Raw genomic sequence first — 15,465 nt, 5'->3', positions numbered from 1 at the left:
CACCATGCACGACATCAAGCTCGGCGACGTCACCATCACCCGCATCGAGGAGACGCACGGCCCCATCATGCCCACCCGGGCGTTCTTCCCCACTATGCCGGACGAAGCCTGGCAAGCGCATCGCGACCTGCTTGTTCCAGACCACCTCGGCGCCGACGACGAGATGGTGCACGTCGCCATGCAGACCTGGCTGCTGCGCAGCGAGGGCCGTACCATCCTGATCGACACCGGCATCGGCAACGACAAGAACCGCCCCGCTGTCGAACCCTGGCACCGGCAACAGCTGGACTATCTCGGCCGGCTCGCCACGGCCGGAGTCCAGCCGGAGGACGTCGACCTGGTCGTCAACACCCACCTGCACCTCGACCACGTCGGCTGGAACACCCGCCTGGCCGGCGGCGAGTGGGTGCCGACCTTCCCGAACGCCACCTACCTGATGCCGGCCATCGACTTCCACCACTGGAACCCGGCCAACAATCCCGGCATCCCCGGCAGCGTCAACGAATACGCCTTCGAGGACAGCATCGCCCCGGTGCACGCCGCCGGACAGATACGCCTCTGGGAGGACACGTACACCATCGACGGGAACCTGCGCCTGGAGGCCGCGCCCGGGCACACACCCGGCCACGCCGTGATCAAGCTGAAGTCCGGCGGCGACCGGGCCCTGTTCGCCGGCGACATCATCCACACCCCCTTGCAGCTGCACCACCACGGCCACGACAGCTACTTCTGCGAGGACCCGGCCCAGGCCCGTGCCACCCGGCGCCGCCTGCTCGACTGGGCCGCCGACACCACCGCCCTGGTACTGCCCGCCCACTTCAGCGGCCGATCGGCCCTGGAGATCGAGCGGCGTGCCGAGGCATACGCCGTCAAGGAGTGGGGCCCATTCAGCCGCTACTGACCGCTCCACCACCGGCGCCTCACCCTGCCTACAACAGTCAGCTCATGACGTGCGAGGACATTGGGGCTTCGCTGCCCATCTGCACTGCACCCCGCCGAAGGCACACAAAACATGGGCAACATCAACAGCTGAGCGGCTGGTACTCGAAGACACCTACCAGCCGCTTTGACTGGTAGCGGCCCCCACTCCGGCAGGGCTCTGGTCGTACGGACGGCACCGCCTCGTGATCGTGCCTGTCGGCCGATTGTCCCGTCTCGCACGGGTTCGGGGTTTCGTCCTCGGTCTACCTCAGCGCCCCGCGAACCGGTGCAAGGCGTCGAGCACAGCCGGGGCGGGGGTATTCGGGTGGTCGGCGTCGTGCAGCAGGTGGTCCACTCCGAGCAGTGGCACCCGGCCCGGTCCGCCGACGTGCGCGCGGCGTAGGGCGGCGGTCAGGGCGTCCGTTGTTGCGCAAGGGACTTGGGCGTCGTTCGTGCCGCAGGTCAGCAGTACCCTGGTCCACGGCCGCAGGGCCGCGGCGGAGTCAGGCGGGTAGACGGCGTCGTCGCTGATCACAAACCGGCCGCTCGCCCCTTGGAAGGCCTCGAAGAGCTTGGCGACGGCGGGCGGCAGGTTGGTGGTGTCGACCGGTCGGTGTTCGCGCAGGGCGGTGACGGCGGCGTCGATCGCCGCGTCGATCGCGCGCTGCTGCTCCGGGGTGAACTGACCCTGCCGGGTCGCCTCGGCGACCTGGGCGTGCAGTTGCAGCGCGACCAGGTCCAGCATGCGGATCGCCTGCGGTTGCAGCAGTGCCAGGCCGGTCGGGCGCGGGTGGACGGCGCCGCCGAGCAGCAGCGCGGTCATCGCGCCCTCGCTGTGCCCGACGACCATCAGCGCGTGCGGGTCGGTCTCCGGCTGATCGCGCAACGACTCGTAGGCGGCCTTTGCCTGACGGACGAACGCCGGGTAGTCGAGTTTTTCCGGGTGGTCATGATAGGCGCCGAGCCCGGTGCGGCCGGTGCCGTACTTGTCGAACCGCAGCGTGGCGACCCGGTCGCTGTCGAGCACGTCGGCCACCTGCGCCAGGGTGTTCGGGGACGTGCGTGGTTGGTTGCCGTCGCGGTCGGTGGGTCCGCTGCCGGGCAGCAGCAGCGCGGCGCGCAATCGTTGCCCGGCACGGTGCGCGGGAACGTGCAGGGTGCCGTACGTCGCCGTCCCATCGACGGTGAAGACGACCTCGCGGTCGGCGGCGGGCACGAGCCGGGGTGTCGCCTCGGCCGGGGTGGCGGTCACGACGGCCAGCGACATCACGATCGCGGCGGCCTGGGGGAACATCGGTCTACCTCTTTCAGCGCAGGGCGTTCTCGACCAGCGCGACGGTCGCGCGCGGGTTGTCGACTTGGAGGACCAGGCGGGCGTAGCGCTCGTCGGCGAGTTCGATCACGACGGTCTTCGACGGATCCTTGACGTCCCAGAAGACCTTCTCGCCGTCGAGGTGGAACGTGCCCGCCGTGATCACGCCGGGCACGTGGGCACCCGGCGCTCGGATTCCCTTGGGGTCGGCGGCGATGCCGGGATCCTCGGTCGCGCCGCGGACGTTGACCAGCGGGATGGTCAGGCTGCTCTTCAGGGCCCAGAGCTTGTCGAGACCCTCGATCACGACAACGAGGTCGTCGCCGTCGATGTGGACCAGTGCCATGTCTGTTTCCTTGTCAGTTGAGAGGATCGAGGCGTTGGGTCAGCGCGGTGCCGACACTGTCGGGGCTGCCGCGCAGGAGGATGCCCAGTGCGGCAGCCGTGAGGGCGGCGGCCAGGGCGGTGGAAATGCCGAGCGCGTCGGCGATCGCCTGGTCGACGGCGGCCAACGCCGCGGCCACCTCGGCGGCCACCTCCTCGTCAACCGGTGCCCGTTCGACCGCCGCGAGCAGCAGCAGACCGAGGTCGGCCGACGCGACGAGCCGCAGCGCGGTCGCGGCATCCGTTGCCGCGGCGAGCGCTTCGACCAAGGGGCGAACGTCGTCGGCGAGGTGGCGACGCAAGGCGACCAGGTAGAGGCCGCGCTTGCTGCCGAACGTCTTGTACAGGCTGTTGCGGTGCACGCCGAGGTGGGTGACGAGGTCGTCGATGGACACCCCGTCGTACGCGCGGCCACCGAACAACCCCACGGCGGCGCGCACCACCTCGTCCTCGTCGAACGCCCTTCGCCTGCCCATGCCACGACGATAGACTTTTGAGGAACGATCAGTCAAGAACAATCGTTCCTCAAAAGTCCTGAGTCGCCGCAGGCTCTCGACGACGAACTCGAAGAAGTCGTCGTGCACGCCCACCCTCCTGGAGGGCGAGCAGGTCCGCCAGGAGCCTGGCCTCAACCGCCATGAACCGCCCCCGGCGCAGGTTGGACCACTCCTTCTGATCGGGTGGTCGGAGGTCGGCCCTGGCCTACTGCAAGCGATCGGCGCAACAACTTGTACGCCGGTCGCGGTCGACGTCGAGCGGCCGGAGCCAGCCGTCGATGCGAACTCGAATGACGGTGCGCGGGAGACGCAGGCACAATTCGCCGAGGACGTTCTGCAGCAAGGTCGCGGGGAAGCAGCCCTTGAGCCCATGCCGGAGGCGCTCTTGGCTCAGGCACGGCGAGAAGACGCGGCTCACCAGAAGCCGATATCTGCGGACACGTTGCACGTCCGGATCGGGGTAGGGGCAACGATCACAGCGGCCTGAGGCAAGCCCGGCACACGATCGACGGCCGCCCCGAAGGCAGGATGGAGCCTGGTTAGTTTTCGTCACTGACCGGCCGTTCAGTCCCTGGCCCAGCGCACTGCCTCGGTCAGGGAGGCCCGCCGGGTGCGGTAGCTGTTGGCGGGGTGGTCGCGGTCGGGCTTGCCGAACGAGATGCCCAGCAGGACCGAGCGGTCTTCGGGGATGGCGAAGAAGTCCCGTACGAACAGCGAGTAGGTGGCCAAGGCGGCCTGGGGGATTGCGCCGAGGCCGAGGCTTTCTGCGGCGAGGAGGAAGTTGCCGACGTAGACGCCGGTGTCGAGGACACCGTAGGTGCCCTGGCTGGTGTCGACGGCGATCACGGCGACGTGTGGCGCGCCGAACAGTTCGAAGTTCTTGACTGCTGACACCCGACGAATCTTTGTCCAGGCGCCAGGCGATCATCGACTGATCAGCTCCGCCACATCGAGATCCGAGCTGCGCGAACCTGGGCGGTGGGCCCGGAACGGTGGGCCCGGTCATCCTTCGCGTGTTAGTTCCGTTCCGGATGTTCTGCTTCCGGATTGCGGGGATGTTGTGAAGCCCGACACGAGCCCCTGTGCTTGCCGGAGAGAGGCAGTCCCGATGACGACGGCGCCGTGGTCACATTGGCACCTGCTCGGGAGTGACGGGACGACCAGGGTTTACGGCCCCGGCGGGATCAGGGCGGAACATCGTCAAACCCGTGGTGTCTCCCACCAGCTGAGAACGCTTCGGCCCTGACCAGCGCCCATGCTCCTTCATGGCGGGGGAAAAGATGAAGGGTCGGCGCATAGCCGGGTCACGGTGGTGACGTCGTGCCGTCCTGCGTCTGGCTGGAGCTATCCGGTACGAGTCGTAGGAGGATTTCATAGAGGTCGCGAAGCCGGTCAGCGTCGACGGGGGGAAAGACGACAGTTGCTCCGACCGCAAGCAGGTAGGGCAACAGGGCCGCCGTCCGGGCCTCCTCGTCGCTGGCGACGGCTGATCGCCACACCCGCTGGAGTGCGGACAGTCTGGCCTCGTCCAGGCGAGTCTGCACGGCACGCACATCCGCATCCCATGTCGCCCACGCCCGCACTGCGATATCGAGTTCGGGACGATAGATTCCTGTGCCGCCAGGGCGGACGAGTTTCGTCAGCCGTGCGAGAATAGCCCGGGCACCAGCCGATTCACCGGCCTCGGAAATTGCATTTTCGAAAATTTCGATCGATAGGTGCTCGAAATGGGCGAGAAGCGCTTTCTTGTATCCCTCGGCGCCATCGAAGTGATGGTGGAACGACCCTTTCGACAGGTTAAGTCGAGCGGCGATCCGGTCGATTCGAATCCCTGCTGCGCCTTCTTCAGCGAGGACCTTCAAGCCTTCGTTCAGCCACCGGTCCCGTGCCGCGCTCATCCGGCAAACATACCATCGGGTATGGAGTGGTCCGCGCTCGCCGAGGCGTATGCGAGCTTCATGCCATGAAGCTGAAGACGCCGACTGCGATGCAGATCAGCAGCATGACGGTGGCGTTGAGGAAGAGGTTACGGCCGAAGTCTCGAGCCGCGATGTGCATCGCGATGGCGACCATGAAGTAGAGGACGAGCGCAGCACAGGTCACGGCACCGAGATACGGCAGCCAGATGCCCAGGATCAGACCGGCCGCGGCGGCGAACTTCAGCGGTGGCATGATCCACCAGTAACGTCGCGGCCAGTTCACGTCTTCGAAGCACTGGGCGATGAACGGAACGGGCTTGATGCACATGACGGCGTCACCGGCCTGGATGATCGCCAGGACGACAACCGGCCAAACCGGATCGGGCAATGCTGACATGTCTCTCCTCTGGCTATGATGATGTACTAGTGCCGTACCATACCGTATAGTATGGTCCATCGAGATGGAGACCGGCCTTCCCGGAGCCGGCGTGGGCGATCTTGTCCTCAGCGTGTGGGGTGCCGAACGCCGGCAGGCAATGGATGAGCTACGCGCCGGTCCTGATGCCCATGAGGAGAAAGAGGGGTGCGTGACGCGATCGACCGTGCGCGTTCAGGACAGGAAGAGTGCGCGGCGCAGAGTGGCGCGGGCGCGACATGACGGGTGCTGGAATCGTCATCCACCACAAGTGCGCATTGAGTAAGTAACGACCGCAGCTCGCCGTCCCCACTATGCACGTATTACCCAAGGCCATCCGAAAAGAGGTCTCTCATGCAAAGAAAGCTATGGGCTGCGGGAGTTGCCGTAGGCCTCGCCGGTGCAATCCCTGCCGGCTCCAGCGCGCAGGAGTCTGACCCGCACGCGATCGTCAAGCCGGTGATGGACGTGGTGGCTCCGGGCTCGTTCCTGGTGGTGGCGCATGCGCGCGACTGACGGGCGGCGCACCTCAGGCCGGGGTGGGCGCACCGCTCTCACGCGGCATGATCTCCAATATTTCGGAACGGATACCTTCTCCCCATGTCTCATCGGATCCTGGCCCTGACCGCCGTACTCACGCTGGCCACGGCCGGGTGCGGGGTGGTGCCGACAAAGGAAGCCGTGCCCCCGCCAGCCACCACCGCGCCGACGTCGAGTGCCCCGGCCACCAGCGCTCCACCCGCCACCGCCACGGCATCGGATCAAGACGCCCGACCGGCCCTGGCCGAAACCCGCAGCACCATGACCGAGAACCTCAAGGTCGAGGTCGTCGGCCTCAATCGCGTCAAGGGCAAGCACCTCATCATCCAGATCCGGCTGTCCAACACCGGCACCGACAAGCACCTGTCCTGGCCCGGCGAGATGGGCGACCGCACCCGCCCCCTCGGCCAGATCAAGTGGGCCTCCGGCATCGGCGTCCTTGACGCGCAGGCCCGTACCTGGATCCTGCCGTACAAACCTGCCAACTCCCCCTGCCTGTGCAGCGACCTGGACCGCGACGGCCTCGGCCGCTTCATCGACCCTGGCCAATCGATCAACGTCTACGCGGTGCTGCCCGCACCGTCGGGCAACCCTGCGGCGACCACCGTCGTCACCCCCGTGGGCCCGCCGATGCTCAACGTGCCCATCAGCGACGAAGCTCCCACCGGCGACTTTCCCGACCCTGATGCCGAGCCCGTCACACCGGTCGCCCGCCGCCTCATTCTCCCCTCGGAGTCCCTGGACAAATCGGAGGAGACCGCCGACGACGGCAAGGAGTTGCAGGTCAACCTCTCCTCCGACGTGTTGTTCGCGGTGGACAAGGCCACTCTCACTCCCCATGCCAAGTCGATCATGGCCCGCACGGCAAAGCTCATCGACGCCTCCCCCGCCACAGTGGTGACGGTGGCGGGCCATGCCGACTCCTCCGGCAACGACGCCATCAACGACCCGCTGTCACTGCGCCGCGCCCAGGCGGTGCAGCGCACCCTGTCGGCACTGCTGTCCAGGGACGGGATCCGCTTCCAGGCCAAGGGGTACGGCTCGCGCCGCCCGCTGTACGACAACGACAGCGATGAGGGCAAGCGCCGCAACCGCCGCGTCACCGTGACCTTCCCCAAACCTCAGCCCGCTGCCCAGGAACCGGTGACCACGACCTCTCCCGGCCCGACCGGCCTGACCGGCACCACCAAGGCCGACGGACAGCCCATCGCCATGGAGGTCACGGGCCTGCGCCGGCTGCCCGGCGGCCTCGGCCTGCTCACCTACAAGATCACCAATGAGGGAACGGCCGAGACCTGGTTCCGCGACCTTCACCACACCCAGGACTGGGAGGCGTACAAATACCAGGCCGCAACCAATGTCCGCGTGACCGACGTCGCCGCCCGCCGCCAGTACCTGCCCGGCCGCCTGGAGGTCCCCACCGACGACGGCGTGGACTCCTACTGCGCATGCACCGACGTCTCCGGCGTCCGCATCAGCACCGAGAAGTTCGCACCGGGCCAGACCCGCGAGTTCTGGAACCTCTTCGCCCTGCCCGACACCGCCGACACTCTCAAGGTCAAGATCGGCCCGTTCCGCGACCTCCAGGTCCCCATCCAGTAATGGCATCCAGGGGTTACAGCCCGAGGTCCGGCGGCCGACCGCAAGGGATCGCCCACGATGGGAGCCCTTCGGGAGCCCGCGGTTGACGCGGTCAGCTCACAGCGCGCCGCGACGGTGGCTACGGCCGGTGCTGCCGCCCGATCTGGACCGCGACCCCGTCCAGCAAGAGCCGCAGCCCGGCCTCGAAGAACGCGGTCAGGTCGAATTGCAGCCGGTCGTCGAGAGGCGCCGTGTGCGTTGAGAGCCCGGCATGAAAGGACGGGAGATGGGCGTTGTACCACTGGTCAGGCGACAGCCCCGTGTGCCGCTCCGCATCGTGCTGCGCCTCCAGGTTCGTGGCCGTTCCCCTTACGTGGTTGGCCACCGCCCACCACACGACCCGGGCCGCCTCGGGGTCGAGGCCGAGCCCGAGCACGGCGCTCATGCCCCAGTTGCCGAACCTGAGCATGTTGGGCAGCGGCTGTGGATGGGTGAGCGACATGAGCCGGGGCAACCAGGGGTGGCGCAGATAGAGGCGCCACTGCAGGCGCGCCGCGAGTTCCAGATGGGCCCGCCAGCCCGGCGGAGGCTCTTGTGGTAGCTCCAGTTCGCCGAACACGGTGTCGGTTATGAGCGTGGCCATTTCCTCCTTGCCACGTACCAGGCTGTACAGCGACATGGTGGGCATGCCGAGCGTTGTCGCGACGCCGCGCATGGACACCGCCTCGAAGCCCTGCGCGTCCGCGATGGCGATCGCCGCGCGCACGACCCGCTCGCGCTCGGCGTTCTGGCCGGCCGCCACCGGACGCCGAGCGCGAGCCCGGCCCGTCCCGGGACTGGGCGCGGGTGCGGGTGCGGATACGGGGGCGGGTTCGGCCACGACGGTGCCGACGCGGGGGACGGCCACCACCCGCCCCCGCCGGCGCAGCGTGTCCAGCGCCTTGGTGGCGGTCGCGGTGGCCACTCCCCACTGTGCGGCGGCCTGCCTGATGGAGGGGACGCGGTCGCCGGGCCGCAACTCACCCCTGTTGATGCGCCGCTCGATCTCCCGCACGATCCGCAGGTACGGCGGCTCGGAGCCGCTCCCGGCTCGCTGCATGGCCAATCGTCTCCCAACCTCTGTACTAGGGCAGCTGCGACCCGGCCACAGCGGCCGGGCAGCCCTCGTTTCGCCCCTGGTGAGCGGCCGATTCTTGGCCTAGCACATCGCGGGCGGCTGCACTGTGCCGGGCGTTCGTCCGGTGTACCGTCTCGCTTCGTACACCGTACAACTGATCGACCGAGGTGAACATGGACCACTACGACCGTTACCTGCACGGACCCTTCGCACCCGTGAAGGAGGAGATCACCGCCTACGACCTGCCCGTGACCGGACGCCTGCCCGCCGATCTGAACGGCCGCTACCTGCGACTGGGCCCGAACCCGCTCGGCGTGGAGGACCCCGTCACGCACTTCTGGGCCTTCGGCGCGGGAATGGTGCACGGAGTGCGCATCCGCGACGGCCGCGCCGAGTGGTACCGCAACCGGTGGGTCCGCTCGACGGAGGTCTCTGACGCACTGGACAGGATGCGGCGCGGGCTGCAGCCGCCCGCGTTCCTGCCGCCCTCCCCGAACATCCACGTGCTCCGTCACGCCGGGCGCACGCTGGCCCTGTCAGAGGCCGGGGGGCTGCCGCACGAGCTCGGCTACGAGCTCGACACGATCGGCGAGTGCCCCATGGGCGCCACACCCGACGGTTCCAGCGCCAACGCACACTCCAAGGTCGATCCACGCACGGGCGACCTGCACTCGGTGGCGTATGTGCTGGGACGTCCGTTCGCGCAGCACATCGTCACCGACCCGGCGGGAACGGTCACCCGGATCACTGACATCCCGCTGCCCGGGGAACTCCCGTTCCTCCACGACTTCGCGCTGTCGGAGAACTTCGTGGTCGTGTTCGACATCCCGCTGACGTTCAGCATGGACGCGATGCGTTTCCGCTGGAACCCCGCGCACCAGGCCCACGTGGGCGTCCTGCCCCGGGCGGGAGGGCAGGTGCGCTGGTTCCCCGTCGAGTCCTTCTATGTCAGCCACATCCTCAACGCCTACGACGACGGCTCGACGATCACCGTGGACCTGATCGTCGCCGAGGGGCCCGTGGACGTCGCCGATCCCGGCGGCATCAAGCCCAGGCTCGACCGCTGGAGCATCGACCTGCGCGCCGGACGGCTGGAGCAGCGATGCGTGGACGACCGGGCCCAGGACTTCCCGCGCGTGAACGACGCCTACGCCTCCCGTCCGCACCGCTACGGCTACTCCGCGGTGACCCCGGTGTACGGCATGCAATTCACCCCCGAAGGCCCGCACCCCGACGACGCGTTCACCAACGCGCTGGTCAAGCACGACCTGGTGCGGGGCACGACGGAGGTGCACGGATTCGCGCGGGACGCCGCCGTCGGCGAGGCCGCCTTCGCCGAGGACCCGAGCGGCGACCAGAACGAGAACGCGGAGGACGCCGGTTACCTGATGGCCTACGTCGCCGATCCCGAGCGCGGCGCCTCGGACCTGGTGATCCTGTCCGCTCAGGACTTCACCGGGCCGCCCGTGGCACGCGTCCACCTGCCCGTACGCGTGCCCCTCGGCTTCCACGGAAACTGGATCCCGGACGCCTGAAAGCCGTTCCACAGCAGTGACGACAAGTCCATCCGCCGGCCGGGGGTGGCGTTCGGCGCCGCTCGTTCGACCGCCCTGGCGTTGTTCCACGACGAGCGGGTCTACATGGGGAAGTTCGTCCGAAATGGGCGTCACGTCGAGGTTCAAGTCCTCGGCGAGCGGAACTGGTCCGTGCAGAGGCGCCACCTGAAGATCATCGAGGAGTCACCAGCCCCAAGCCTGCCCGATGATGTCCGGCACGCCAAGCAAGCCGACACGCCCGATGGCGTGTCACCCGCCACCCCAACATTCATGGTCAGAGCTGTAGCGACTGAGTGCCCAGGACGATGGCGAGGGCCAGGCGGTCGGCGTCCTCGGTGCCGGGCTCGGCGGTGTAGACGGTGATGCGCAGGTCGTCCAGGGCGACGAGCAGCGTGTCGCAGTCGAGGGTGATCGGGCCGACCGCCGGGTGATTGATGGTCTTTTGTCTGGACGCGTCGGTCAGGGGTGGTGGTGTCTCGGCGTCCCAGAGTTCGGCGAAGCGCGGGCTGCCGGAGGCCAGGTCGGTGATCAAGCGTCGCAGGGTACGGTCGGCGGGGTAGCGCGAGGCCGTTAGGCGCAGGTCGGCCACGAGCCGGGCTTCGTGCTCGGCCTGCTCCTGCGGGGTGTGGACGACCCGCGAGGGCAGGCGGGCGACGTTGCGCCAGACGGCGTTGCGTTCCAGGCCGCGCCAGGTGGCCGTCTCGCCCATGAGCGCGTCGTAGGGCTCGTTGGCCAGCACGAGTGTCCAGCTGGCGTCGTACACGACGACCGGGGTGTGCGACAGCCGGTCGAGCAGACGTTGCACGCTCGGGGTGACCCGCGACGGCACGATGTCCGGGCCGGGCGCGGCGTGCCCGGCCAGCCGGTAGAGCAGGTCGCGTTCGGTGTCGGACAAGCGCAGCGCTCGGGCCAGCGACTCCACGACCTGCGCCGACGGCGCGGTCGCTCGCCCCTGCTCGAGGCGGGTCAGGTAGTCGGCCGAGATACCGGCGAGCGCGGCCAGCTCCTCGCGGCGCAACCCGCTGGCCCGGCGTCGGCGGCCCACCTGCACACCAACGGCCTCGGGTGCCACCCGGTCGCGCCAGCGGCGTACCGTCCGGCCGAACTCCCACGCTTCCACGCTCTCCATTCTGCGCATCTCTGCATGGGTTGTCCTGGCCCTGGTAGTCCTACGAAAACCGGACGAATGGCTGCGGCCCGACCGGTCCCGCAGGCTGGGGCCATGACCGAACCCGGAACCGTTCTGATCACCGGCCCGACCCGCAACCTGGGCCGTCACGCCGTGCTGGCCATGGCCGACCGCCCGGACGGGCGGCGACCCGACCTGCTGCTGGTCGGTCGCGCCGGGCGGGACCTGACGGCGGTCGCCGACGAGGCCCGCAGCCGCGGCGCCGGCGTCCACGAGATCGGCTGCGACCTGTCGCGCCTGGCCGACGTCCGTGCCGCCGCTGCCACCGTGCGCGCCCTGCTCGCCGCCGGCGCCGTACGGCCGCTGCGCGCGCTGGTCGCCAACGCCGGCACCATGTCGGCCGACACCCGGCGGGCCTCGCCCGATGGCTACGAGATGACATTCGCCGTCAACTACCTCGCCCACGCCCAGCTCATCGGCGACCTGCTTGGTTCGTTCACCGCCCCGGCGCGGGTCGTGCTGCTCGGCTCGAACACCTATCACGCCAATTTCTGGCGCAAGCTGCTGGGCGTGGCCGAGGCCAAGTGGGCCGATCCCGTCGAGCTCGCCCGCCCGGCCAGCGGTGAGCATGCTCCGGGTATGGCCGCGTCCGGCGTCGCCTACTCCAACGCCAAGTTGGCGATCCTGTACTACGCCCATGAGCTGCAGCGTCACGCCGGCGCCGGGATCAACGTGTCGGTGTTCGAACCGGGCTGGATGCCCGGCACCGCGCTGGGCCGTGGCGCCCCCGAGGCGGTTCAGGCGATGAGCCGCGCCTTGGGCCGGGTACCCGGCGTGTCGGCGCCGCAACGCTCGGGGCCACTGCTGGCTGCGATGGCCCTCGACGACAAGTGGGCGCACCTGCGCGAGGGCGCGTTCGTGGTGAAGACCAAGCTGACCGAGGTGCAGCCGGTCGCCCACGACCGCGACCGGGAGCGGCGCCTGTGGGAGGCGACCACCGAGCTGTTGGAACGCGCAGGCGCGTCGCGTCAGTAAGTACCGCCCGGGTCGTGCCGCACCGGGCTGTCTGCATCGCCGTGACCAAGATCCCCAGCGTCGCCCCAACTGCAACCCGCACACGCGAGGAGGGCACCGACCGGATCCTGCTGTTCAACCGCGGTCACGCCGGGCCGGGTTCTGTATGTCGGAGAGCAGGCCGGGCTGAAGCGCCTTCTCCAGGTCAGCCGATGTCCAGGCATCGCCCTTCGTGATGGAACGGTAGGGCCGTTCCGGGAAGGCGCGTTGTACGAGGCCGCCCATCAGGTGAAACACCTCACCGTTGATCCGGGCCGCTTCGTCCGTGCACAGGTAGGTGATGGCCGGCACGATGAATTCCGGGTCGGGCAAGGAGTGGGCTTTGCCGCCGGTCTGCTCGGCCCCGGACTTGTCCCGCATTTCGTTGACGCGGCGACCGTAGCCGAGGGTCACCCGCGTCTCGGCGGCAGGCGCTATGGCGTTGGACGTGATGCCGTACTCCGCCGTCTCCCGGGCAAGGGCTCGGGTGAGACCGATGATGGCGCCTTTGGCCGCGCCGTAGTTGGCCGCTGCGGCACGTCCATGCGTCGCCACCCCGGATGAGAAATTGATGATCCGGCCGAACCCCTGCTCTCGCATGGGGGGAAGCGCCGCTTGGATGCAGGCGAAATGCCCCTTCAGATGCACGTCGAGGACGGCATCCCAATCCTTCTCCGGCATGTCGAAAATCATGTTGTGGCGGAAGATGCCCGCGACGTTGACGAGGATGTCGAGGCGGCCGAAGTTGTCCACGGCCGTCTTCACGAGGGCCCGTCCCCCGTCCATCGTGGCGATGTTGCCGGTGTCCGGTACCGCGATCCCGCCCCGCCCCAGGATTTCCTGGACAACCTGACTGGCGGGACCGTCATCCATTCCCGCACCCTCGGGGTCGACTCCGAGGTCATTCACGACGACACTTGCGCCTTCGCCGGCCAGCCCTATCGCGACCGACCGTCCGATGCCGCGTCCGGCACCGGTCACCGCGGCTACTTTTCCCTTGAGCAGGTCGCCCATTCGATTCGCTCCTTCTGGATCGCCGCTCCGCGTCACGCTCTTGCCAGCGTCGGCATCAGTTGTGACAACTCCTGTGACGGCCACATCCCCGGATGGAAGAGCGCATCCCCCGGAACGGGGTGGGTCAGGACGGAGATGGTCCGGCCCTTGACCTGGAAATGCCGGCCGTTGATGTCGGCCGCCTTGTCGCCGCCGAGGTATACGGCCAGTGTCGCGGCCGTCTCCAAGTCTGCGGGTTGCGGATACCGAGGCGTCACGATCATGTTGACCGTGACCCCGTACCTGCCGACGTCTCGGCAGACCACGCGGGTGAATCCGGCGATCCCGGCCTGCGCCGCCACGAAATTCGCCTGCCCGCCGACCCCCTGGAGGCCCTCCTCTGAGGCGACGTTGACGATGCTCCCGGCCCTCTTCTCGCACATGAGCGCGGTCGCCGCTCTGCTACAGGTGAAGAGCGCGCGAAGGTGGCCGTTGACGACGGCGTCCCAGTCCTCCTCCAACATGCCGGCCAAGGGCACATCGCGAATGGGGCGGGACGTGTTCACCAGCAGGTCCACGCCGCCCAGGCGATCCACGGCCGCCTGGATGAGCCGTTCCGCCCCCGGCGTCGTCGTGACATCCTCATCAGCGGAGACCAGCGTCCCGCCATCCCCTTCGACGGGCGCGAGCTTGTTCGCCACGACTCCGCCTCCTGCTTGCGCAGCCCGGATGGCAATGGCTCGTCCCAGAGCTGTGCCCGCGTCCGTCACGACGACGGCCTTGCCGTTCAGTGCATCCATCGGTCCTGACTTCCTGCCGGTAGCGGGGTTGTCACCAGGCGACCGGCAGTTCGTGGACGCCGTAGGCGGACATGTCATGCCGGAACTTCACGTCCTCCAACGGCACGGCCAGGCGCAGCCCCGGCAGCCTGCGCAGCAGTGCGGGCAGCGCGACCTGTAGTTCCACCCGCGCCAGGTTCTGCCCCAGGCACTGGTGGATGCCGTAGCCGAAGGCCAGATGCCCGCGGGTGTTGCGGCCGAGGTCCACGGTGTCGGGCTGGTCGAGGAAGGCCGTGTCCCGGTTGGCGGCGGGCAGGTTGACGGTCACCGCTTCGCCGGCCCGGACGAGTTGCCCGCCGATGGTGAGGTCCTCGGTGGCCACCCGTACGATCATGTCCTGGGCGATGGACAGATAACGCAGCAGTTCCTCGACGGCGTTCGCCACCACGGCGGGGTCGTCGGTGTCGCGGATCCGGGCGGCCTGATCCGGATGCTGCAGCAGTGCCAGCGTGCCCAGGCCGATCATGTTGGCCGTGGTCTCGTGCCCGGCGAACAGCAGGATCATGCCGTTCATCGCGGCTTCTTCGCGGCTGAGCTCGCCCGTGGCGACCCGCTCGGTGAGCAGGCGGCTGATGAGGTCGTCTCCCGGCTCGCGTTCCTTCTGCTCCACCAGGCCGAGCAGGTAGCCGAACAGCGCCCCGCTGGCCTGCGCCTTGTCCTGCGGCGAGGCGTCGGCGTGGTTCATGGTGGCGCTGTGCTGCTGGAAGAACTCGTGGTCGTCGTACGGCACTCCGAGCAGGAGCGAGATCACCAAAGACGGGAGAGGCAGCGCGTACTCGCGAACCAGGTCCGCCGACTGCCCCGTGCCGATCATTTCGTCGAGGAATCGCTCGGCCATCTCGTGGATCTGCGGACGCATCGCCTCCACGCGCTTGACCGTGAAGTCGGCGGTAAGCATGCGGCGCAGCCGGGCATGATCGGGATCGTCCATCCGCGGGAACGCCGGGACCTGCGTGTGCGGGAGCACGGACGGATAGCGCTGGGCGTCGGCGCTGAGTCGCGGGTCGCTCAAGACCGCGCGGACGTCCTCGTACCGGGTCACCACCCAGGCGGTGTGGCCGTTCCACATCCGGACGTGCTGCAGGCCGCCGGCCTGGCGCCAGCCGGCGTACTCGGCGGGCGGGTCCAGGGGGCAGCGCTGGGAGCGTATGCCGGGGAAGACCGGAAGGCCGGCGTTGTCGTGGGTGTCGGTCGTGATGCTCATGCGAA

At 68.6% G+C, this 15,465-nt stretch carries 16 protein-coding genes; 5 read left to right on the top strand and 11 right to left on the bottom strand.

What is annotated here, in order from left to right:
- Positions 1-4 precede the first annotated feature (4 nt).
- Complete coding sequence (locus ABZX61_RS53050) at positions 5-901, top strand: MBL fold metallo-hydrolase (RefSeq protein ID WP_355207518.1); 897 nt, start codon at positions 5-7, stop codon at positions 899-901.
- A gap of 288 nt (positions 902-1,189) precedes the next feature.
- On the opposite strand, the gene ABZX61_RS53045 is transcribed toward ABZX61_RS53050, so the two are convergent.
- From ABZX61_RS53045 to ABZX61_RS53020, 6 genes are all read right to left on the bottom strand, one after another.
- Positions 1,190-2,215, bottom strand: a complete 1,026-nt coding sequence (locus ABZX61_RS53045) for an alpha/beta fold hydrolase (protein WP_355207515.1) — start codon at positions 2,213-2,215, stop codon at positions 1,190-1,192.
- Positions 2,216-2,228: 13 nt separating this feature from the next.
- Positions 2,229-2,579, bottom strand: a complete 351-nt coding sequence (locus ABZX61_RS53040) for a hypothetical protein (RefSeq protein ID WP_355207512.1) — start codon at positions 2,577-2,579, stop codon at positions 2,229-2,231.
- A 13-nt stretch (positions 2,580-2,592) separates the two neighbouring features.
- Positions 2,593-3,201 (bottom strand): helix-turn-helix domain-containing protein, encoded by a 609-nt coding sequence (locus ABZX61_RS53035; RefSeq protein WP_355207509.1) that lies wholly within the window; start codon positions 3,199-3,201, stop codon positions 2,593-2,595.
- 477 nt (positions 3,202-3,678) lie between these two features.
- Complete coding sequence (locus ABZX61_RS53030; RefSeq protein ID WP_355207506.1) at positions 3,679-4,008, bottom strand: nitroreductase family protein; 330 nt, start codon at positions 4,006-4,008, stop codon at positions 3,679-3,681.
- 410 nt (positions 4,009-4,418) lie between these two features.
- Complete coding sequence (locus tag ABZX61_RS53025) at positions 4,419-5,012, bottom strand: TetR/AcrR family transcriptional regulator (protein WP_355207503.1); 594 nt, start codon at positions 5,010-5,012, stop codon at positions 4,419-4,421.
- A gap of 58 nt (positions 5,013-5,070) precedes the next feature.
- The gene (locus ABZX61_RS53020) at positions 5,071-5,430 is read right to left on the bottom strand and encodes a DoxX family protein (protein WP_355207500.1); all 360 of its coding nucleotides are present in this window, start codon (positions 5,428-5,430) and stop codon (positions 5,071-5,073) included.
- A 618-nt stretch (positions 5,431-6,048) separates the two neighbouring features.
- Here ABZX61_RS53020 and ABZX61_RS53015 point away from each other — a divergent pair.
- Entirely contained in the window at positions 6,049-7,590 is a 1,542-nt protein-coding gene (locus ABZX61_RS53015; protein WP_355207497.1) for an OmpA family protein, read from the top strand.
- Positions 7,591-7,708: 118 nt separating this feature from the next.
- On the opposite strand, the gene ABZX61_RS53010 is transcribed toward ABZX61_RS53015, so the two are convergent.
- A complete protein-coding gene (locus tag ABZX61_RS53010; protein WP_355207494.1) occupies positions 7,709-8,668 on the bottom strand; it encodes a GntR family transcriptional regulator in 960 nt (319 codons plus the stop codon).
- Between the two features lie 191 nt (positions 8,669-8,859).
- Between ABZX61_RS53010 and ABZX61_RS53005 the strand changes: the two genes are divergently transcribed.
- A complete protein-coding gene (locus ABZX61_RS53005) occupies positions 8,860-10,221 on the top strand; it encodes a carotenoid oxygenase family protein (RefSeq protein ID WP_355207492.1) in 1,362 nt (453 codons plus the stop codon).
- 45 nt (positions 10,222-10,266) lie between these two features.
- On the top strand, positions 10,267-10,605 hold the full coding sequence (locus tag ABZX61_RS53000) for a hypothetical protein (protein ID WP_355207489.1): 339 nt from the start codon (positions 10,267-10,269) through the stop codon (positions 10,603-10,605).
- Here the strand turns inward: ABZX61_RS53000 and ABZX61_RS52995 are convergent.
- Positions 10,517-11,371 carry a helix-turn-helix transcriptional regulator gene (locus tag ABZX61_RS52995; protein ID WP_355207486.1) on the bottom strand — a complete coding sequence of 285 codons (855 nt, stop codon included), beginning with the start codon at positions 11,369-11,371 and terminating at the stop codon, positions 10,517-10,519. The genes ABZX61_RS53000 and ABZX61_RS52995 overlap by 89 nt on opposite strands.
- Positions 11,372-11,464: 93 nt before the next feature.
- Between ABZX61_RS52995 and ABZX61_RS52990 the strand changes: the two genes are divergently transcribed.
- Positions 11,465-12,406, top strand: coding sequence for an SDR family NAD(P)-dependent oxidoreductase (locus ABZX61_RS52990; RefSeq protein WP_355207483.1), 942 nt, complete (start codon positions 11,465-11,467; stop codon positions 12,404-12,406).
- 114 nt (positions 12,407-12,520) lie between these two features.
- Here the strand turns inward: ABZX61_RS52990 and ABZX61_RS52985 are convergent, their stop codons facing one another.
- The 3 genes from ABZX61_RS52985 to ABZX61_RS52975 are packed head-to-tail and all read right to left on the bottom strand — an operon-like array spanning position 12,521 to position 15,460.
- The gene (locus tag ABZX61_RS52985; protein ID WP_355207480.1) at positions 12,521-13,438 is read right to left on the bottom strand and encodes an SDR family NAD(P)-dependent oxidoreductase; all 918 of its coding nucleotides are present in this window, start codon (positions 13,436-13,438) and stop codon (positions 12,521-12,523) included.
- Positions 13,439-13,470: 32 nt separating this feature from the next.
- The gene (locus ABZX61_RS52980) at positions 13,471-14,217 is read right to left on the bottom strand and encodes an SDR family NAD(P)-dependent oxidoreductase (protein ID WP_355207478.1); all 747 of its coding nucleotides are present in this window, start codon (positions 14,215-14,217) and stop codon (positions 13,471-13,473) included.
- A gap of 31 nt (positions 14,218-14,248) precedes the next feature.
- Positions 14,249-15,460 carry a cytochrome P450 gene (locus ABZX61_RS52975; RefSeq protein WP_355207476.1) on the bottom strand — a complete coding sequence of 404 codons (1,212 nt, stop codon included), beginning with the start codon at positions 15,458-15,460 and terminating at the stop codon, positions 14,249-14,251.
- Positions 15,461-15,465: the final 5 nt, after the last annotated feature.

The sequence above is a fragment of the Nonomuraea sp. NPDC003709 genome (assembly GCF_040610775.1).
Lineage (GTDB): Bacteria > Actinomycetota > Actinomycetes > Streptosporangiales > Streptosporangiaceae > Nonomuraea > Nonomuraea angiospora_A.
Note: the sequence above shows the minus strand (reverse complement) of the source record. Positions and strands in the feature narration are given on the sequence as shown.